The 19,168-nt window shown below is 67.9% G+C and carries 17 protein-coding genes and 1 tRNA gene; 8 read left to right on the plus strand and 10 right to left on the minus strand.

Going from position 1 to position 19,168, the window contains the following annotated elements; translation table 11 throughout:
* Positions 1 to 666: 666 nt before the first annotated feature.
* On the plus strand, positions 667 to 1,839 hold the full coding sequence (locus tag F0L46_RS12285) for a glycosyltransferase family 87 protein (RefSeq protein ID WP_210247634.1): 1,173 nt from the start codon (positions 667 to 669) through the stop codon (positions 1,837 to 1,839).
* Positions 1,840 to 2,796: 957 nt separating this feature from the next.
* Here the strand turns inward: F0L46_RS12285 and F0L46_RS26170 are convergent.
* Positions 2,797 to 2,961, minus strand: coding sequence for a hypothetical protein (locus F0L46_RS26170; RefSeq protein WP_188311944.1), 165 nt, complete (start codon positions 2,959 to 2,961; stop codon positions 2,797 to 2,799).
* 477 nt (positions 2,962 to 3,438) lie between these two features.
* On the opposite strand from F0L46_RS26170, the gene F0L46_RS12290 reads away from it, so the two are divergent.
* Positions 3,439 to 4,062, plus strand: a complete 624-nt coding sequence (locus F0L46_RS12290) for an SPM autocatalytic domain-containing protein (protein WP_149817893.1) — start codon at positions 3,439 to 3,441, stop codon at positions 4,060 to 4,062.
* Between the two features lie 1,541 nt (positions 4,063 to 5,603).
* Here the strand turns inward: F0L46_RS12290 and F0L46_RS12295 are convergent.
* Positions 5,604 to 5,678 (minus strand) — tRNA-Val (locus tag F0L46_RS12295).
* Between the two features lie 268 nt (positions 5,679 to 5,946).
* On the opposite strand from F0L46_RS12295, the gene F0L46_RS12300 reads away from it, so the two are divergent.
* Entirely contained in the window at positions 5,947 to 6,558 is a 612-nt protein-coding gene (locus tag F0L46_RS12300; RefSeq protein ID WP_149817895.1) for a L,D-transpeptidase, read from the plus strand.
* A gap of 56 nt (positions 6,559 to 6,614) precedes the next feature.
* Here the strand turns inward: F0L46_RS12300 and F0L46_RS12305 are convergent, their stop codons facing one another.
* Positions 6,615 to 8,417, minus strand: coding sequence for a PHA/PHB synthase family protein (locus tag F0L46_RS12305; protein ID WP_149817897.1), 1,803 nt, complete (start codon positions 8,415 to 8,417; stop codon positions 6,615 to 6,617).
* 177 nt (positions 8,418 to 8,594) lie between these two features.
* Between F0L46_RS12305 and F0L46_RS12310 the strand changes: the two genes are divergently transcribed.
* Together F0L46_RS12310 and F0L46_RS12315 are read left to right on the plus strand one after the other, a co-directional pair.
* Positions 8,595 to 8,984, plus strand: a complete 390-nt coding sequence (locus F0L46_RS12310; RefSeq protein WP_240539972.1) for a hypothetical protein — start codon at positions 8,595 to 8,597, stop codon at positions 8,982 to 8,984.
* Positions 8,985 to 9,097: 113 nt separating this feature from the next.
* Complete coding sequence (locus tag F0L46_RS12315; protein WP_149817901.1) at positions 9,098 to 10,321, plus strand: LL-diaminopimelate aminotransferase; 1,224 nt, start codon at positions 9,098 to 9,100, stop codon at positions 10,319 to 10,321.
* A 275-nt stretch (positions 10,322 to 10,596) separates the two neighbouring features.
* Here the strand turns inward: F0L46_RS12315 and gltX are convergent, their stop codons facing one another.
* The gene (gltX, locus tag F0L46_RS12320) at positions 10,597 to 11,934 is read right to left on the minus strand and encodes a glutamate--tRNA ligase (protein WP_149817903.1); all 1,338 of its coding nucleotides are present in this window, start codon (positions 11,932 to 11,934) and stop codon (positions 10,597 to 10,599) included.
* A gap of 146 nt (positions 11,935 to 12,080) precedes the next feature.
* Between gltX and F0L46_RS12325 the strand changes: the two genes are divergently transcribed.
* Complete coding sequence (locus F0L46_RS12325; RefSeq protein WP_149817905.1) at positions 12,081 to 12,353, plus strand: hypothetical protein; 273 nt, start codon at positions 12,081 to 12,083, stop codon at positions 12,351 to 12,353.
* Between the two features lie 4 nt (positions 12,354 to 12,357).
* Here F0L46_RS12325 and F0L46_RS12330 read toward each other — a convergent pair whose 3' ends face one another.
* Positions 12,358 to 12,891, minus strand: coding sequence for a gamma carbonic anhydrase family protein (locus tag F0L46_RS12330; protein WP_149817907.1), 534 nt, complete (start codon positions 12,889 to 12,891; stop codon positions 12,358 to 12,360).
* A gap of 55 nt (positions 12,892 to 12,946) precedes the next feature.
* Positions 12,947 to 13,276, minus strand: coding sequence for a DUF6949 family protein (locus tag F0L46_RS12335; RefSeq protein WP_149817909.1), 330 nt, complete (start codon positions 13,274 to 13,276; stop codon positions 12,947 to 12,949).
* Positions 13,277 to 13,418: 142 nt separating this feature from the next.
* Between F0L46_RS12335 and F0L46_RS12340 the strand changes: the two genes are divergently transcribed.
* The gene (locus F0L46_RS12340) at positions 13,419 to 14,057 is read left to right on the plus strand and encodes a hypothetical protein (RefSeq protein ID WP_149817910.1); all 639 of its coding nucleotides are present in this window, start codon (positions 13,419 to 13,421) and stop codon (positions 14,055 to 14,057) included.
* Positions 14,058 to 14,178: 121 nt separating this feature from the next.
* Here F0L46_RS12340 and F0L46_RS12345 read toward each other — a convergent pair whose 3' ends face one another.
* Both F0L46_RS12345 and cysE read right to left on the minus strand, forming a co-directional pair.
* A complete protein-coding gene (locus tag F0L46_RS12345; RefSeq protein WP_149817912.1) occupies positions 14,179 to 14,391 on the minus strand; it encodes a DUF3126 family protein in 213 nt (70 codons plus the stop codon).
* 112 nt (positions 14,392 to 14,503) lie between these two features.
* On the minus strand, positions 14,504 to 15,316 hold the full coding sequence (gene cysE / locus F0L46_RS12350; RefSeq protein ID WP_240539973.1) for a serine O-acetyltransferase: 813 nt from the start codon (positions 15,314 to 15,316) through the stop codon (positions 14,504 to 14,506).
* Positions 15,317 to 15,482: 166 nt separating this feature from the next.
* Between cysE and F0L46_RS12355 the strand changes: the two genes are divergently transcribed.
* Positions 15,483 to 16,289, plus strand: a complete 807-nt coding sequence (locus F0L46_RS12355) for an enoyl-CoA hydratase (protein ID WP_149817916.1) — start codon at positions 15,483 to 15,485, stop codon at positions 16,287 to 16,289.
* A gap of 197 nt (positions 16,290 to 16,486) precedes the next feature.
* Here F0L46_RS12355 and F0L46_RS12360 read toward each other — a convergent pair whose 3' ends face one another.
* Together F0L46_RS12360 and recA are read right to left on the minus strand one after the other, a co-directional pair.
* On the minus strand, positions 16,487 to 17,077 hold the full coding sequence (locus tag F0L46_RS12360) for an NUDIX hydrolase (RefSeq protein WP_149817934.1): 591 nt from the start codon (positions 17,075 to 17,077) through the stop codon (positions 16,487 to 16,489).
* 173 nt (positions 17,078 to 17,250) lie between these two features.
* Positions 17,251 to 18,342, minus strand: coding sequence for a recombinase RecA (recA, locus tag F0L46_RS12365; protein ID WP_149817918.1), 1,092 nt, complete (start codon positions 18,340 to 18,342; stop codon positions 17,251 to 17,253).
* Positions 18,343 to 19,168: the final 826 nt, after the last annotated feature.

A 19,168-nucleotide genomic window follows, 5' to 3' on the forward strand; every position in this document is an offset into this window, starting at 1 on the left:
ACACATGGCCGCTCGCCCGCATCGCCGGACGTTCCGTTCCTGCAAGATGCGCGGTGGATCATGGGCCGGACTGTTCCACGACCTCGGGAGTTAACCGGCTGCGGCGGTCCTCAGCGGGTGCCCTATAGGCGAGGAAGAGCACGCCGTCCGCATCGTGACGGTCGACCCGGGTAGGAGGAGGGCGGCGGGGGGAGACGCCAAGTCGGCCCTGACACTGACGGATTGTAAACCGCAGATGCCCCATACATGCGCGACCGCCACCCTACGGCAGCATCCAGCGCGAACGATGCCAACCTGCAACGATCACGACTGCTTCCACCCTGCATATTGTCCGTCGCGCGGGATCGGAGGGCGACCTGAGGCACCTTCGGTGAATTCCGGCAGCTGGAGCCGGTCGGTGCCGTGGCTTCGGTTCCGGCCGCCTTGCAACCTGCGGCGGAGGCGCCGGCCCACCGAGGTCCATGGTCGGCGGGCAGGAGCAGGCCGTCTCCCCCAGCCCTCGATATCGCATGCCCGGGCCGTTCGCGATTGTACGATAGATCGGATCCTCGCTGGCGTAGCCAAGTCATGAGAATAGCAGCCCCACTGACCCTCCAGGTCCGCACACGGATCGACCAATCCCTCCTCCTCTTCATCTACGTCTCGATGTGCGTCCTCATCTTCCCGATGATCGCAGGCGACGATCTCTCGTCGTTGTATTTCGCGGCGCGCTTCATCGCCTTCGGTGAGGTGCAACACGTCTTCAGCTACGACCCCGTTCAGTTTACCGAGGTGGCATCCTCGCGCTGGGAGCAGGAGGCGGCCGCGACCGGCTTCACCGGCTACATGCACCCATACGTCCAAGCCCCACTCTGGGCGACGATGGTGTCGCCGCTGGCAGCGAGGGTGTCATTCCCGACATTCAACCTGATCTTCTTCGTCATCCACACCGCGAGCGTCGTTGGCGCGGTCGTGCTGGTCGCGCGGGTTTGGGCGCCCTATCTGCTGAGGACCTCGTACCTCGGTTTAACTCTGGTCTGCCTGTGCTCCACGCGGCCTCTCTGGGACGCTTTGTACAACAACCAGACCCAGCTCCTTGTCATCCTCCTCGTTCTTCTCGCGGTCGAGCGCCAAAGGGCCGGCGCATTCACGACCGCGGGGCTTGCGCTGGCGATTGCGACACTCATCAAGGTGACCCCCGTCGCTCTGGCCGTATATTGGTTGGCCACGGGGCGGCGTAAGGAGGTTGCGATTTGGGCAGGCGCGATGCTGGTCCTGGGTCTCGCCAGCTTGCTCTTGGTCGATCCAGAGCTGAGCCGCGCTTTCGTTACTCGACTCCGGGATCTGTCGACCGTGCTCGTGATGGGCAACAACAATCAAAGTTTTCCTGTCGTCGCTTATCACCTTTCGACTGCGACCCCACTGCGATGGCAAGTCGTCACGATGCCGGGGGCATTATCGATCGCGACGACGGCGATCCATATCGGCACTGTTCTCGCCCTGATCTGGAAGTTCAAGGGATGGCCTGACAAAGAGAGGGACGCAGTCGCCATTCCCATCGTTCTCGTCACGACGATGATCTTGGCTCCAATCGCATGGACCCACTATTTTATCACCGTCATTCTCTTCACCCTATGCCTGCCGGCTTTCTTCGGTCACACGAGATCAAGCCGGATCGCGATGGTCACGATCGTACTCGTCTTGGCGACTGGCTTCTTCACTGCCACCAGCGGAGGCGCGGAGACATGGACACCGTTCCTCGCCGCCCTGCTTCTGCTTGCCGCGCTCTACCTCGCGCCCCATCCGTCCAAGTTGCCGGAGGCCGCGCGGCACGCGAGCGTAGCCCCGGTCGGCGCGTGAACCTGCGGGGGTCGCTCGGCATCTCTCCTTGGCGAGCGAGGCGGCTGCCGCGCCTGATCGATCGCTCATCGCCGGCGACCAGGTCCATCCGGGAAACCAAGTGTCGCGGAGCGCCGGTCGCTCTCCTTACATCGTGCTGACATGCCGAGATGGGCCGACGGGGAGCGCGTTTCGTGGCACGGACGCAGGCCATCCATTCCACTTGGCTTCCTGCGCCGAGACGAGAGCGACGCGAACGTTGGCCGCGGGTGCAAGCTCGTTGTTCGATCAGAGGCCGCGCGATCTCGCCACACTATGGATGACCGGGCGTCGGCTTCGGAAGCCGGACGAAAGGTTGTTGCGCCCGCGCTCCACCGGCACGAGCTGACCCGCGCCCTCACGACCGAACCGGCGACGCCTGTGCCCGAAGGTCTCCCGAACTCCCCGAGAGTACACGGGTCGGCCCCGAGCCTGACGAGGGCAACCCACGCTCCGTCCGCTCGCGGTCGCGTACCGTGCGGTCGCCGGCGCATGCCCGGGTCTGCCGGCGGCAGTCCGAGGGCGGGTGTTTGGCCCGCCGCAGTGCCCAACGGGGGAGCCTGACGCAATTGTCGGTTACGGCCAAGTTTGTGCTGGACACCCGTCAGGATTGCGCGTTAGCCTTCCGTTAAGTCAGGTCCGGCGCCGAGTCGCAAGCCGATCGGCGCTAGCAACAAAGATCACATCAACCATCATGTTGGGGCAGTACCTGCTCCGAAGTCGAGAAGCTGTGCGCCTATGGCTTATTCCAGACCTTCTAGCTTTGGGGATCGGATTGGCGCAGGAGAGGCCCCAAGCTGCGCGAGACTCCGGCGCGTTTCGCGTCATTGGCCTCGGCGCTGTCGATATCCTGAATGCCTAAGCAAGCATGTGCCCAGTGGAAGCGATTGTTGTGTATCTCAGCCTGTTTCGCACTGGAGCACCGCTGAGTCAGGATGATCAGAACAGTCGCTTCATTTGTGCGTATCTGACTAGAAAATACGACATCATGCCAATCGAACCACTTTGCACATTAAATCCGAAAGCTAAGAAAAGGAAGCCGACGAGGACGCCCGTTAGGCCGTAAATCCACCAGTGCTTGAGGTCGCCGAAGCCCTTCATCATTCGTGTCTCCTGGAGCATCCTATGTCGAGACAGGTCCCAGCGCTGCTAAGTTGTCGTGCGGGTTGTGTAAACAGTTCTTCAGCGATTGTACATGGAGGAGCTACGTAATGCGCTGGCCGCCTCTGCCGTCCTATATCGGCCTGCCGACTTTATTGTGGTTCTCTTTTTGTGTTTTGATGTGGATATATTTTCGACATAAAGCAGACTCTCACATAAATCCGGGATCAAGTCGTTTCTGGGCTCGATTTTATCTAATAGGATATAATTCAAAGGGATATCGTCTCAACGTAATTGCGTTCCTATAGCTGTTTTTAGGTATAGCGGCTGTGCTTATTATTATGTTTGCGTTCTGAATCGCATCTGATACAGAGGATCTGGGCATGTTCAATCTGACGATCTCGTACGGTTATGGTCTTCGCATTGGCGGCCCCGGAGTCGCTGCTGGCGCTAGTGTCCTTTTTCAGGCAAGTCCAGTTGATGCCGGCTTCAGTGTGGGCCGGCGACGGCGTGCTCAGCGCGGCGGACGCGCGCTGGCGCGAGTTCCGGGTCTGGCAGGACAAGAACCAGAACGGGATCACCGACAAGAACGAGCTGCGCACCCTCGACGAGTGGGGGATCACGGGCATCGACCTCAACCCTACGCCGACCAAGCCGGGTGACCCGCATGCCAGCATCATCACCGGCACGAGCACGTTCACCTGGGCCGATGGCCGCAAGGGCATCGCCGGCGACATGGTGTTCTCGACGGCGCCCTCCAGCGCGGCGGCCGGTGGCGGCACGCCGGTCGCGACGCCCACCAACGGCCCGGTCTACCGGCTGGAGAGCACGGCGGCCGACGAGATCCTGAACGGCAGCAACGGCCGCGACACCTTCGTGTTCCGCGAGGGCTTCGGCCACGACGTGATCTCGGTGTTCCAGGGCGGAGCGGGCCTCGTCGACGTGATCGAGTTCGACCGCAAGGTCATCGCGAGCGTGGACGCGGTGATGCGGGCGGCACATCAGGAGGACCGAGATGTGGTGATCGAGCTGGATGCCGGCACGATCACCCTGCGCAACCTGTCGCTCGCCTCCCTCCACGCGGACGACTTCGTGTTCGTGTGAGCTGACAACAGGGCGGTGCGAGAAGACTTTGACACTGCCTTGCTCCGCCCACGCGTGCCGACGACGAGCATCTTCGACGTGCTGCGGGCCGAGCTGTACGTTCCGTATGCCGGCGGCGAGGGCCAAGACGATCATCTCCAGGACCTCGTGGCGAAGGCGACGGTGGCGGCGTTGCAGGTGCCGGCTGTCGAGGGCAGAAGGGGCCTGCCGGAGCAAACTCGCATGAGGTGCGCGATCGCTCCGCGCGATCTCGAGTCGACTCCACCATGGGGATCTACGACCTCGTTCAGGGAGCAGTGTCGAGAAGGGCGGATCCGAGCGAGTTGGAGGGGGTTCCGGCTATGGCACGTGCAAGCTTCCCCAGATGGCGCCTAATTGCGGCCAAGCAGTGCGCTGACCGTACCCGGCTTGAGCTGCTGGCCTCGGCTCTTTCAGAAAGATCCCACCCCATGTGGATCGTGCCACCGGCGAGGCGGCCACGGCGAGCCTCGCACCCGCCCAAAAAGCCGCCCTGATGCGTCAGGTAAAGGCTAGGCTGGATCTATGCCGGGATCCAACTGAAGTGCGATCTTGGGAGGGCCGTCCGGGAGAACGAAACCGCCGCCATAGAAGTCGCGTGATCCGCCCTTGCGGAGCGGGCGATACCCGAGGTGCTGCCAGCCGGAGGTTTGGGTTGGTTCAGCCAGCCCGACCGCCGCTTCAGCAACTCGCCTGCGCCACAAGAAGAAGTCATCGGAGATCTCGCACTTGGAGTGCTCCCGAGGGGACTGGGCGGGCCCCGTAAAAGGCCGTCGTGCCATGCTCCCCTCCCGTGTGCCTGCCAACCCTGCCGCAGAACTTTGAGTGCTGGAGAGGGGAAGATCCTGCCCGACTGGTTCCGCTCGGCACGCTTAAACAACGTCTCGGGAGTGTCCTCGGTCTTCACACCGACTATAAGCCTGCGTAATCGCTGTTCAACAGTCGCAAACCTGCAGCGTGGCGCCTGTTCCTGATTGCTCGGGCGAAAATAGATTGCGCCCTTTGTGCCTTGTAACCAGCCGCGGCTGCGACACCTACCCCAACAAGCCAAGCGGCGAAACTACCGACGAGCAAGCTGCTGCTGATATTAAGCCTGTCAATGATTGCCCAAAAAACGACAGAGACGCGGTGGCGGATGCGCCATTTAATATACCTGCTGCCTGGATCAAGCCGAGTTCATATTGAGCTGCTACTTTGTCCAATTCTAACTCATGGGCTCTATCGGCCTCATAGCGCGCTAGAAAAAGAACCAGCTCCCATCCCGTGTCCCGCTCGTTCGGGATGTCCCGCTCTTCAGCCCCATGCCCCAGCGCCACATTCTGTACTGGCATGTCTGACGAGCGCCAACCCGTAGCCGTAACGTGACCGCACCTCAGCGACTGAGGCACCGTGAGCCCACTCGATGGGCCGCTTGCTTCCGATATGCTTCCGGATTTCCCGAGAGCCTGCGCCCTTGACCCTTACGCGTTAGACGCAGCCCACAAAAAACCCCGCCAAATCATTGACTTGGCAGGGCGGTGGGATGGTGGGCGCGACAGGGATCGAACCTGTGACCCCTTCGGTGTGAACGAAGTGCTCTTCCGCTGAGCTACGCGCCCATCTGAAGGGGTGAATAGGGGCGCCGGGCGCCTGCGTCAAGCGCTCGTTGCGGGCAGGCGTCGCCGGACCGCGCGCCTCGCCGATCGCGCGGATGCCCGGGCGGTGGCGGACCCGTTCCACGGCCATATCCGGATGTTTCACGAATTCTTGACCGTGTCTCTTATCGGGACTGCAACAAAGCTTGACCTAAGGTCGGATCAAAGCTTGGCGGTCGACGTTGTCAACATGACGGCTACGCTTCCAAGCGATCAGATCCGGAGGCCCACCATGCGTCATGTCGCGCTTACCCTTGCAGCCCTGGTCGGGGCGGCGCTCGTTGCGAGCCCCGCCGCGGCCTACGAAATCGATTCGCTCACCGGCCAGTCCCTCATGGGCTGGGGCGGAACCCGCACGATCGCCGCCCTTCCGGGGCCGGAGGTCTATCGCCCGCAGGCGAGCGCGGTGGCCCGCCAGGTGGTGCGCTTCGACGGGGGCCATGCTCCCGGCACCGTGGTGGTCTCCACGAGCCAGCGCCGCCTCTATTACGTTCTGGGCAACGGTCAGGCCGTGCAGTACGGCGTCGGCGTGGGCCGCCCCGGCTTCACCTGGTCCGGCAGCATGCATGTGAGCATGAAGCGCGAGTGGCCGGATTGGCGCCCCCCGGCGCAGATGCTCAAGCGCCGCCCCGACCTGCCGCGTCACATGAAGGGCGGCGTCGACAACCCGCTCGGCGCGCGCGCCATGTATCTGGGCTCCTCGATCTACCGCATCCACGGCTCGAACGAGCCCGAGACCATCGGCCAGGCCGTCTCCTCCGGCTGCATCCGGATGACCAATGACGACGTGGTGGACCTCTACAATCGCGTGCGCGTTGGCGCCCGCGTCGTCGTCCAGCGCTGAGGCGCCGCTCTCCCCGCGCCGATCGCGGCTGGTGCCGGATCGGCGCGGGGAGAGCCCTATTTCGCCCGCACGTAGCTCCCGGGCGCGTCCTCGATCGCCTTGAGCTTGCCCTCGCCGGGAATGCGGGCCTTCACGCGGGCCCGGTTCTGCCCCTCGATCCACGAGAACCAATAGGGCCACCAGGAGCCCGGATGCTCGGTCGCGTCGGCGATCCAGGCGTCGAGCTCGCCCTCGGGCTTGCCTCCCGTCCAGTACTGATATTTCGGCTTCGAGGGTGGGTTCACGACGCCCGCGATGTGGCCGGAGCCGGCGAGCACGTAATCCACCGGCCCGCCGAAGGCCGCCGAGCCCTCGAAGACCGAACGGGCGGGAGCGATGTGGTCCTCCCGGGCCGCGAGGTTGAAGATCGGGATCTTCACCTTGCTCAGGTCCAGGTGCTTGCCCTCCAGCTCCATCTCGCCCCGGGTGAGGCGGTTCTCGAGATAGCAGTTGCGCAGGTAGAACGAGTGGTTCGCCGCCGGCATCCGCGTGGAGTCGGAGTTCCAGTAGAGCAGGTCGAACGGGAAGGGCTCGTGGCCCTTCAGATACACGTTCACCACGTAGGGCCAGATCAGGTCGTTGGGCCGCAGCATGTTGAACGCGGTCGCCATCTTGGCGCCGTCGAGGTAGCCCTTGGCCTTCATGTTGGTCTCGATGGACCGGATCTGGCTGTCGCAGGCGAACACCTTGAGATCGCCCGCATGGGTGAAGTCGACCTGCGTGGTGAAGAGCGTCGCGCTCTCGATCCGGTCGTCGCCCTCCGCCGCCATGGCGGCGAGCGTGACGGAGAGCAGCGTGCCGCCGACGCAATAGCCGATCGCCGACACCTTCCGCTCGCCGGTCGCGTCCTCCACCGCGTCGAGCGCCGCGAAGATGCCCTCGCGCATGTAGTGCTCGAAGCCCTTGTCGGCATGCCGCTCGTCGGGGTTCACCCACGAGATGCAGAACACGGTGAGCCCCTGCCCCACCGCCCAGCGGATGAAGCTCTTCTCGGGGTTCAGGTCGAGGATGTAGAACTTGTTGATCCAGGGCGGCACGATGAGCAGGGGGCGCTTGAGCACCTTGTCGGTGGTGGGCGCGTACTGGATCAGCTCGATGAGCTCGTTGCGGAAGACCACCTTGCCCGGCGTGTTGGCGAGGTTCTCGCCGACCTTGAACTTGCGCGGATCGGACTGGCGGATCTTGAGATCGCCGCCGCCCGCCTCGATGTCCTCCGCCAGCATGCGCATGCCGCGCACGAGGTTGGCCCCGTTCTCCTTCATGGTCTCCCGGAGCACCTCCGGGTTGGTCGCCAGGAAGTTCGACGGGGAGAGGGCGCTCGCGATCTGCTTGACGTAGAAGCGCGCCCGCTGGCGCTCGCTCTCGTCGAGCCCCTCCGCGCGCTCCACCATGTCCTCGGCCCAGCGCGCCGTGAGCAGGTAGCCCTGCTTGAGGAAGTCGAAATAGGGGTTCGCGCTCCAGTCCGGGTCGGCGAAACGGCTGTCCTTGGGGTCGGGCCGGGCGATCGGATCGACGCTCTCGCCCTGCATGCGCCGCAGCTGCGACGTCCACAGGTCCATGAACCCCAGGGACAGGCGGCTTTGAGCCTCCATCGCCTTGGCGGGATCGACGAGCCAGCGCTCGGTCACGGTGACCAGCGTCTTGACCATGTCGCTCATCTCGTCGACCTTGCCGGTGCCGGGACCGTGAGTCTCGATCGGCTTGAGGCAGGCTGCCGTCACCTTGCCGGCCTCCTCGACGAGGAGCGCCAGGTTGTGCGACACCTCCTGGAGATCGGGGACGGGGGTCGTCGCCGTCTCGTTACCCCGGCTCTTGTCCATTGCGTTCGCGTCTCCACCCACGCCGCTCTCGTCCATTCACGTGAAAGTCTTCGTGAGTGTGACACGCGGATCTTTATGACAGTCTACCCTCACCCGCGCCGCGTCCGCCAGATCGGATGATGACGAATGGGAAGGGGCGCCCGACCTGCCGCTTCCACCCCTGCTCCAGGACCCGCCATGGCCCGCCGACACGTCGCCCTCTCCCTCGCCATCATTGCCACGGCGGCGCTCGGCGCCTGCGCCGGGGACACCAACCCGGTGCGCGACGTGGCCGTGGGGGCGGGCTTCGGCCGGACGGTCCCGCAGCGGCCGGACTTCGTGGAGGCCTCCCGCCCGGCCGGGACCGACTACATGCCCGTCGGCGTCGCGGCGCCGCCTCGCGCCCTGGCGAAGAAGACGCCCGACCAGGTGAAGGCCATGGAGGCCGAGCTCGACGGCACCCGCACGGGACACGGGCCGATGGCCGACGAGGCCCGGCGCCTCGCCGCCACCCCGCCGCCGGCGCCCGTCAAGCTGGACGCGGACGGGAACGCCGAGCCGGTCCCAGGGGCCCGGCGCCGTCGCTGACCACCGGGAACCCGTTGCCTCACAGGACCTTGTTCCCGGGTCCGGCCCTTTCCTCCCGCGCCCCGGGTCGCTAGGGTCGCGCCCAACCAGCATCAGCCGCCGCCGAGGCTTCCATGAGCGATTTCCACCGCATCAAGCGCCTGCCGCCCTACGTGTTCGAGCAGGTCAACCGGGCCAAGGCGGCCGCCCGCGCCAACGGCGCCGACATCGTCGATCTCGGGATGGGCAACCCCGACCTGCCCGCGCCCCCGCACGTCATCGAGAAGCTCGTCGAGACCGTGGGCAAGCCCCGCACCGACCGCTACTCGGCCTCGAAGGGCATCGCGGGACTGCGCCGGGCCCAGGCGGGCTATTACGAGCGCCGCTTCGGGGTGAAGCTCAACCCCGACACGCAGGTGGTGGCGACGCTCGGCTCCAAGGAGGGTTTCGCCAACATGGCACAGGCCATCACGGCGCCCGGCGACGTGATCCTCGTTCCCAATCCGAGCTACCCGATTCACGCCTTCGGCTTCCTCATGGCGGGCGGCGTGATCCGCTCCGTGCCGGCCGAGCCGACGCCGGACTTCTTCGTCGCGGCTGAGCGCGCCGTGATGCACTCGATCCCCAAGCCCCTGGCTCTGGTGGTCTGCTATCCGTCCAACCCCACGGCCTACGTGGCGGGGCTCGACTTCTACCGCGACCTCGTCGCCTTCGCGAAGAAGCACGAGCTGATCCTGCTCTCCGACCTCGCCTATTCGGAGGTCTATTTCGACGATGCCAACCCGCCGCCCTCCGTGCTGCAGGTGCCCGGCGCTATGGACGTGACCGTGGAGTTCACGTCCATGTCGAAGACGTTCTCCATGGCGGGCTGGCGCATCGGCTTCGCGGTCGGTAACGAGCGGCTCCTCGCCGCGCTGGCCCGGGTGAAGTCCTATCTCGACTACGGCGCCTTCACGCCGGTCCAGGTCGCGGCGACCGCCGCGCTCAACGGCCCGGAGGATTGCATCCGCGAGATGCGCATGACCTACAAGCGCCGCCGCGACGTGATGATGGACGCCTTCGGGAAGGCCGGCTGGGCGATCCCCGAGCCCACCGCCTCCATGTTCGCCTGGGTGCCGATCCCCGAGCGCTTCCGGTCGCTGGGCAGCCTGGAATTCTCGAAGCTCCTCATCGAGAAGGCGGACATGGCCGTGGCGCCGGGTATCGGCTTCGGCGAGCATGGCGACGATTACGTCCGCATCGCGCTCGTAGAGAACGAGCAGCGCATCCGCCAGGCGGCCCGGGGCCTCCGCCGCTTCATGGAAAACGCCGACAAGACCCTGCACAACGTCGTCCCGATGAACCGGGCGACGGGGTAGCGCCACTCCCCTCTCCAATGGGGAGAGGGGTCGGGGGTGAGGGGGTACCACGCTGGTCCAGCGCTCTCCCACCCCGCTCATCCCAATCTCCTCCTCGTCCCGAGGCGCGAGCGGAGCGAGCCTCGAAGGGCGCTCCAGGGATGTCCCTCCGGCTCACGCCCGTCCTGCGTGCTTCGAGACGCCCGCTGGCGCGGGCTCCTCAGCATGAGGGGAGCACTCTGGATCCCCGTGGTACCCCCTCACCGCCGACCCCTCCCCCCTTGGGAAAGAGGAGCCTAAGCCACTTCCCCGCGTAACCGCCTCTCGGCCCGGTCGCGGCCGATTAGCGGCAGCAGGCCCGCGAGCTCCGGACCGTGGTCGAGGCCGGTCAGCGCCTGGCGGAGCGGCATGAACAGGGCGCGGCCCTTGGCGCCCGTCCCGGCCTTCACGGCATCGGTCCAGGCCTTCCAGGTCGCGGCGTCCCAGGGCTCGGGCGGCAGGCATGCGGCCGCCGTGGCGGCGAAGCCCGCGTCCTCGATCACGGGGCTGACGGGCCCCTCGACCACCGGCCACCAGGTGGCGGCGTCCGCGACGCGGGTGAGGTTGGTGCGGATGGCAAGCCAGAACGCCTCGTCTCCGCCGATCCCCATGCCGGCCAGCCGGTCGCGCACTGCGTCGTAGTCGAGCCCGTGGACGAGGCGGGCGTTGAGCGCGTCGAGCTCGCCGTCGTCGAACTTCGCGGGAGCCCGGGAGATGTGGCTGAAGTCGACGAGGCGCGCGAGCTCGCCCATGTCGGCCACCGGCCGCACCGCCTCGGACGACCCCACCAGCACCGCGAGCGAGGCCACGGCCGCGGGCTCCATCCCGCCCTCGCGCAGGCCCCGCAGCGAGAGGTGGCCGAGGCGCTTCGAGAGCCCCTCCCCGCTTGCCGTGGTGAGGAGGTTGTGGTGCCCGAAAGCGGGCGACGCGCCGCCGAGCGCCTCGAAGATCTGGATCTGCACCGCCGTGTTCGTGACGTGGTCCTCGCCGCGGATCACGTGGGAGATCCGCAGCTCGATGTCGTCGACCACGGAGGGCAGCGTGTAGAGATAGGTCCCGTCCTCGCGGATCAGCACGGGATCGGAGAGCGACGCGCAATCCACGTGGCTCTCCCCGCGGACCAGATCCGTCCACGCCACCGTGCGATGGTCGAGGCGGAAGCGCCAGTGCGGCCGGCGCCCTTCCGCCTCCAGCCGCGCCCGGTCCTCGTCCGTGAGCGCCAGCGCCGCGCGGTCATAGACGGGGGGCAGGCCGCGGGCGAGCTGGCGCTTGCGGCGGTAGTCGAGCTCCTCGGCGGTCTCGTAGGCCGCATAGAGGCGCCCGGCCGCCTTGAGCCGCTCGGCGGCGTCGGCATAGAGCGGGAAGCGCTCGGACTGGCGGACCGTGACGTCGGGCGGGACGCCGAGCCAGCGCAGGTCTTCCAGGATCGCGTCCGCATATTCGCGCTTGGAGCGGGCGAGGTCGGTGTCGTCGTAGCGCAGCACGAAGGTGCCGCCCTCGCGCCGGGCGAACAGCGCGTTGAGCAAGGCCGTCCGGGCGTTGCCGATGTGAAGATAGCCCGTGGGCGATGGCGCGAAGCGGACGATGACGGTCATGGGCTCGCTCATAGCGCATTTCGCGCCGATGTGGAGCCGCCGCGGCGGCCCGATCGCGGGTCTTGCGGGCAATCCCCGATTCAAACGGGCAGGAAACGGAGCTACGATCCCGGCGTTATCGGACTGAATCGTTTCGAGAGCCCGCTTTGCCCCTGCTTGCCCTCCTCCTCACGCTCGCCTCGACGGCTGCGCTCGCGCAGGAGCAGGGCGCGCCCCTCGTGTTCGACGTGACGCCGTCCGGGATCGACGACGGGGGTGCTGCGGCGCGGGACCGCCTGGAGCGGCTGGTGCGCCGGCGCGAGCAGGCGGATTACCGCTTCCGCACCATCTGCATCAATTGCGGCGGGCAGGACCGCTGGGGCGCGGGCACCTACAGCCCGTTCCAGGCGCTGGGCGGCCGCGGCGCCGTCGCCGACTGAGCCCTCACCCGTCGAGGCGCCTCAGGCCCCGGGCGAAGCGCTGCCAGTTGCCCACATAGTTGCGCGCCGACCAGCGCAACCGCTCGACCGCCGCCTCGTCGAGCGGGCGGATCACCTTGGCGGGCGAGCCGACGATGAGGCTGTTGTCGGGGAACTCCTTGCCCTCCGTGACGAGGGCGTTGGCCCCGACGAGGGAGTTCGCGCCGATCCGGGCATTGTTGAGGATCGTGGCCCCCATGCCGACGAGCGTGTTCTCGCCGAGGGTGCAGCCGTGGAGGATAGCGTGGTGGCCGATGGTGCAGCCCGCCCCGACGGTGAGCGGCGAGCCCATGTCGGTGTGGAGCAGCGCGCCCTCCTGGATGTTGGTGGCGTCGCCGATGTCGATGAGCTCGTTGTCGCCCCGCAGCACCGCGCCGAACCAGATGCCCACATCGACCCCGAGCCGCACGCGGCCGATCACATGGGCGTCGGGAGCGATCCAGAACCGCCCGGCCTCGGGGCATTCGGGGGAGGCGTCGTCGAGGGCATAGAGGGGCATCGGCGGGGTCCGGGGCGTGAACGGTCCGGCAGGGAACGCCCGGCGGCAGCCCCCGTCAAGCGCCCACGATGCGGGCCGTGACGTCGAGCACCACGCGCCCCGACATGAGGCTCCACAGGCAGGCCACCATGGTGGCGAGCATCACGAAGTGGAACGGGCGGCCCTCGATGGCGCGGCCGCGGATGGTGTTGCGCAGGATGATGAAGGGCGCGCTGAACACGAGGATGGGGACGCTCGCGAGCGCCAGGGCGCCCCCGGCCTGCAGCAGGCCGAAGCTCGCCCGCCGCTCGGTGAAGAGCTCGAAGGCGCTGGCGAGCAGGCCCGCGAAGGCGAAGCCGAGGATGAGGGCGTGCAGCGCCTCGAGGGCGGTCGGATCGATACGCATCGGGACACCTCCGCGGACGGGAGGCGCCACTCTGCCAAATCCTTAAGGGAACGTTAAACGCAACCTTCCCTTAAGGTTAACCGATTTTTAGGCCCCGGCACGGCCTGATGGGGCGGCCGAACCCCATCTGGATCCCCCGCCCGTGGACGCCCTCCCCCACGATCCCCGCACCCGCGACGCGACGGCCGGCATGCGGCGGATCGACGGCTGGGTGGCCCTGTTCGGGGCGGCGGTGGCGGGCCTGGCGCTCGCCGCCGCGTTCGCGGGCAGCCGCATGGTCCGTGACGTGCCGATGCCCGAGACGGGGGACATGAGCGTGGTGCTCGCCGGCCGCAGCGTCGCCCTGCCGCGCACCTGGCTGCGGGAGGTGGACGGCGAGGCCGTCGAGCTCAGGGTGCCCCTCGCGGCGTTCGGCGGCGGAGCGTCGGGGGTGGTGCTGGTGCGCATCGCGCCCCGCGAGGGCGGCGCGCCGCCAGCCGAGCGCTCGGCGCTGCTCTATGCGCGCTTCCTGTCGCCGGTCGCAGCTTCCGCGGAGGGCGGGCTGATCCGGCGCGAGTTCCGGCCGGGAACGCCCTTCGAGGGCGAGATCCTGTATCTGGCGCCGCCCGACGGGCGGGCCTTCGCGGCGCGCTGCCTGCCGGTGCGCATGGGCGCCGCCCGGGAGACGTGCCTTGCCGAGATCCGCTCGGGCGCGGCGGACATCACGATCCGCCTCGCGCCCGAGCATCTGGGCTCCTGGCAGGCCGTCACCCGCGGGCTGCAGCGGCTCGCGGGGTCTTGAGGGTCGGATCGAGGCTTCTCCACCCCCTCATGCCGCGGTGCGAGCGGAGCGAGCCTCGAAGCACGCACAACGTTTCCATGGCCGCCCTCCAGGTGCGGGGACGGCGGCCGGAAAACCCAGCCTACTCCTCCAGGTCGCCCTCGAGGATCGCCATGGTGAAGTTGTAGGACTTATCCTCGTCCTCGTCGTCGACGAACAGCACGCCGACGAACTCCTCGCCGATATAGATCTCGGCCGAATCGGTCTTCTTGGGCCGGCCGACCACGCGGATCGAATGGTTCGCGAAGGTGCGGCGCAGATAACGCTCGACCTTCGCCATCTCGGTCTTGTCCAAGGAGTCCTGCCTTTCCTGTCGTGAAGGGTGCGGAGTGCCACGCTCTTGCCGTGCGGGCAAGCGCCGGGTGGGTGAACGCCCGAACGCGCCGGCCGTTCGCTTCCCGTCGCTGTCAGGCCCGCTCGGCGAGGATCTGGTCCATGGTGCGGGCGGGCTCGGCGCAGCCCGCCGCGCCCACCACCTTCGCCGGCACGCCCGCCACGGTCGTGTTGGGCGGCACGGCGTGGAGCACGACGGAGCCCGCCGCGACCCGGGCGCAGCGGCCGATTTCGATGTTGCCGAGGATCTTGGCGCCCGCGCCGATGAGCACGCCGCGCCCGATCTTGGGATGGCGGTCGCCTCGCTCCTTGCCCGTGCCGCCGAGGGTCACGTCCTGGAGCATCGAGACGTCGTCGTCGATCACCGCCGTGGAGCCCACCACGAGCCCCGTGGCGTGGTCGAGGAAGATGCCTCGCCCGATGCGCGCCGCCGGGTGGATGTCGGTCTGGAACACCTCGGACGACCGGCTCTGGAGGTAGAGCGCGAAGTCGCGGCGCCCCATGCCCCACAGGCGGTGGGCGAGGCGGTGGGTCTGGATGGCGTGGAAGCCCTTGAAGTAGAGCACCGGCTCCACGAGGCGGGTGCAGGCGGGATCGCGGTCCGCGATCGCGAGGATGTCGGCCCGGATCGCCTCGCCGATGGCGGGATCGGCGGCGAGCGCCTCCTGGAAGGTCTGCGCGATCAGCTCCGCCGGCACGGCGGGATGGCCGAGCCGCGCCGCCACGCGGTGCGCCACCGCCGCCTCCAGGGAGCGGTGGTTGAGCACGTTGGTGAGGATGAAGCTCGACAGGGACGGCTCGCCCGACACGATGGCCTCGGCCTCCTCCCGCAAGCGGGCCCAGGCGAGGTCGATCACCGGGGCGGGCGCCCCCTCGTCGCGTCTCATGCTGGCTTGGCTCATCCCGTCCTCCCCGCGTGCTCGGGCCTCTCGACCGTGGAACGCCCTCAAGAGGTATGCGATCCGCCGCCCCCTGACCAGGGGAGCGCTATCGCATATGATCGCCGCCCCGTGGCGCCGTGCGGGAGAGCACGGACGTGAGACGAAAGCCCGCATGAGCGATCCCCTCCTCCTCCCCTCGCCCACCGCCAAGCTGCGGCTCGCGCTCGACGGCGCCGTCGCGACCTTGAGCATCGATAACCCGGCGCGGCGCAACGCCCTCGACCTGGAGATGTGGCGGGCACTTCCTGAGATCGCGGCGGGGCTCGCCCGCGACGAGCGGGTCCGGGCTCTCGTGGTGCGCGGGGCAGGCGACGGGCCCTTCGCCTCGGGCGCCGACATCGCCGAGTTCGAGACCGTGCGGGCCGACGCGGCGGGCGGGCGGGCCTACGAGGCGGCGAACGAGGCGGCCTTCGACGCCCTGGCCGCCCTGCCCCAGCCCACCATCGCCATGATTCGCGGCTTCTGCCTCGGCGGCGGCTTCGGCCTGGCGCTCGCCTGCGACCTGCGGATCGCGGGCCGCGACGCGGTGTTCGGCATCCCGGCCGGGCGCCTCGGGGTGGGCTATCCACCGGGCGCCATGCGCATGGTGGTGGCCGCCATGGGAGCCGCGGCCGCGAAGGACCTGTTCTTCACCGCCCGCCGCATCGACGCCGAGACGGCGCGCTCGCTCGGCGTGGTGCGCGACGTGGTGGCGCCCGAGGCGCTGGAGGCGGAAGTCGCAGGGCTCGCGCAGGTGATCGCCGCCAACGCGCCCCTGACGCTGCGCGCCGCCAAGGCCGCCATCGACAAGGCGTCTGGGATCGCGGCGCCGGACGGAAGCGCTGCGGCTCTGGCGGCCGCCTGCTTCGACAGCGAGGATTACCGCGAGGGCCGCACGGCCTTCCTGGACAAGCGGGCGCCGGTGTTCAGGGGGCGGTAAGGCAGTCGCATCCCTGCCCTCGGTACGTCGAACGCGAACGCCGCCGCGAGCGAGCCGCAACCGGCTCCCCTCCCCCTTGCGGGGAGGGGCTGGGGGTGGGGGTCGGAAAGTCGGAGCTGGAGATCGGGAGGGGGAGCACGCACGCCCGTACAGCCCCTATTCGGCGCTGACGGCGGGTGGCGTCCCCACCCCCACCCCTACCCCTCCCCGCAAGGGGGAGGGGGAGAACCTGCCGCCTCGCCATCCGCAGCCGGAGCCGCGTCCGCCTTCTTGCGGGCCTTCGGGGCGAGGAGCTCGGGCGCGCGGCGGATGAGGTCGGCGAGGTCGGGTTCCTGGACGAGGTCGGCGGCCTCGGCGGGCTCCATCCAGCGGCCGTCGCGCTGGCCCTTCTCGGGGTAGCGCTTGGTCTGGCGCTTCACCTCCAGCGGGAAAACGTCGACCGCGCAGGTGACCAATCCCTGGTCGAGCCGCTTCTCGTACGTGTAGCCGCCGATGCGCTTCTTGCGCACCCTCCCCTCGAGCCCCGCCTCCTCGTAGGCCTCGCGTGCCGCCGAGTCGTGGGGCTTGAGGCCGCGGATGGGCCAGCCCTTGGGGATCACCCAGCGCCGGGTCTCGCGGGAGGTGACGAGGAACACGCAGAGGCGTCCGTCGCCCTCGCGCCGGAACGGCAGCGCGGCGTACTGGACCCGCGGCTTGCGCCAGGCCTTCGGCTTCTTGGGAGCCGATTTCTTGGGAGCCGGGTTCTTGGGATCGTCGGGCTTCTTCTTGCCCTTGGGGCTGGCGGCCATCGCGTCCTTGACCTTCGACACCATGCCCGCCGTCATGAGCCGATGATCCCCGCGACGCAACGAAATCTTGAGCCGGCGAAGGACGAGCGGCGCCCGCAGGGAGCGCAGGAGCGCACAAAAAAGCCGCCGCAGGGGTCTGCGGCGGCGGATGATTGGCCCGTGAGGGGCGGGGCTCAGGCCTCGCCCTCGTCGGTGTCGGCGTCCGAGGGATCCACGTTCTCGAGGATCCGGTCGGCCACCACGCCGGAGTTCTGGCGGATCGAGGACTCGATCTTGTTGGCGACGTCGGGGTTGTCCCGCAGGAACGTCTTGGCGTTCTCGCGGCCCTGGCCCAGCCGCTGGCTCTCGTAGGAGAACCAGGCGCCCGACTTCTCGACGATGCCGGCCTTCACGCCGAGATCGACGAGCTCGCCGACCTTGGAGATGCCCTCGCCGTACATGATGTCGAACTCGACCTGCTTGAAGGGCGGGGCGACCTTGTTCTTCACCACCTTCACGCGCACCGAGTTGCCGATGGCCTCGTCGCGATCCTTGAGGGTCGAGACGCGGCGGATGTCGAGGCGCACGGAGGCGTAGAACTTCAGGGCGTTGCCGCCCGTCGTGGTCTCAGGGGACCCGTACATCACGCCGATCTTCATGCGGATCTGGTTGATGAAGATCACCATGGTCTTCGAGCGCGAGATCGAGCCCGTGAGCTTGCGCAGGGCCTGGGACATCAGGCGCGCCTGGAGGCCAGGCTGCACCTCGCCCATCTCGCCCTCGATCTCCGAGCGGGGCGTGAGCGCCGCGACCGAGTCGATGACGAGGATGTCGACGGCGCCGGAGCGCACGAGCGTGTCCGTGATCTCGAGGGCCTGCTCGCCCGTGTCGGGCTGGGAGATCAGCAGGTCGTCGAGGTTCACCCCGAGCTTGCGGGCATAGACCGGGTCGAGGGCGTGCTCCGCGTCCACGAAGGCGCAGACGCCGCCCTTCTTCTGGGCTTCCGCGATGGTGTGGAGCGCGAGCGTCGTCTTGCCCGACGACTCGGGGCCGTAGACCTCGACGATGCGGCCGCGGGGCAGGCCGCCGACGCCGAGCGCGATGTCGAGCCCCAGCGAGCCGGTGGACACCGTCTCGATCTCGATGGGCTTCTGGCCCTTGCCGAGACGCATGATCGAGCCCTTGCCGAAGGCACGCTCGATCTGGGAAAGCGCCGCATCCAGCGCCTTCGTCTTATCCTTATCCATGGAAGCGTTTTCCACCAGTCGCAGGGAGGACTGAGACATTGACCGTAGTCCTTATGGCAGGGTGATCGGGGATTCACAACGCGCGTCGGCTGAGAACTTTGTACTTGATTTGTTCTCGCCTGGCAAGCGTGGCAGCGCGTCGGAGGATCGCGGCGGCCCCTGCCCCATGGCCGCCGTCGCAATCGGTTGTCGGGGTGCCGGGAGGCTCTCTCCCGGTGACCTCAGATGGGGATCGGCGGGTGGTTTCGCAACGAATCGGGGTGCGACGGACGGGCACTCCGGGTTTGTCCGGTGCGTGCTTTCTCCACGAGGAGAGGGATGCAGACGTGCCCCGGAGGAGCGCCCTCCCCTCTCCCATGGGGAGAGGGGCCGGGGGTGAGGGGGTACCACCTCGAACCAGAGGTCTCCCGCCCCGCTGCTCCCACCCTCACCCTCGTCCTGAGGCGCCCTGCGGAGCAGGGCCTCGAAGGGCGCTCCAGCGGTCTCCGGACGGCTGTGGAAGCGTGGTGCGTGCTTCGAGACGCGCTCCTCGAGCGCTCCTCAGCATGAGGGAGATCCCTGGATCGGCGTGGTACCCCCTCACCCCCGACCGCTCTCCCCCTGGGAGAGGGGAGCGGACGCGCCTCATCGCGCCCCGGGGGCGGCCCGTCCTGTCCGGCCATCTGCCGGAGGGCGGGCGAGAGAGGATCGAGGGGGCGCGGGACGCCGCGAGCTCGATGGTGGCAGTCGGCCGTGAGCTTAAGCCCAGCGGCGTCCACGGGGGGCCCGGATCGATGGTCCGGCCCCGTCCGGGTCGCCCCGGCACGCATGCGGCACCTCTTGGACGTCGCCGCCGGAACTGGTCAGTCGCACGGTCGAGCCGGGC

This window comes from Salinarimonas soli, assembly GCF_008386575.1.
Classification (GTDB): Bacteria; Pseudomonadota; Alphaproteobacteria; order Rhizobiales; family Beijerinckiaceae; genus Salinarimonas_A; species Salinarimonas_A soli.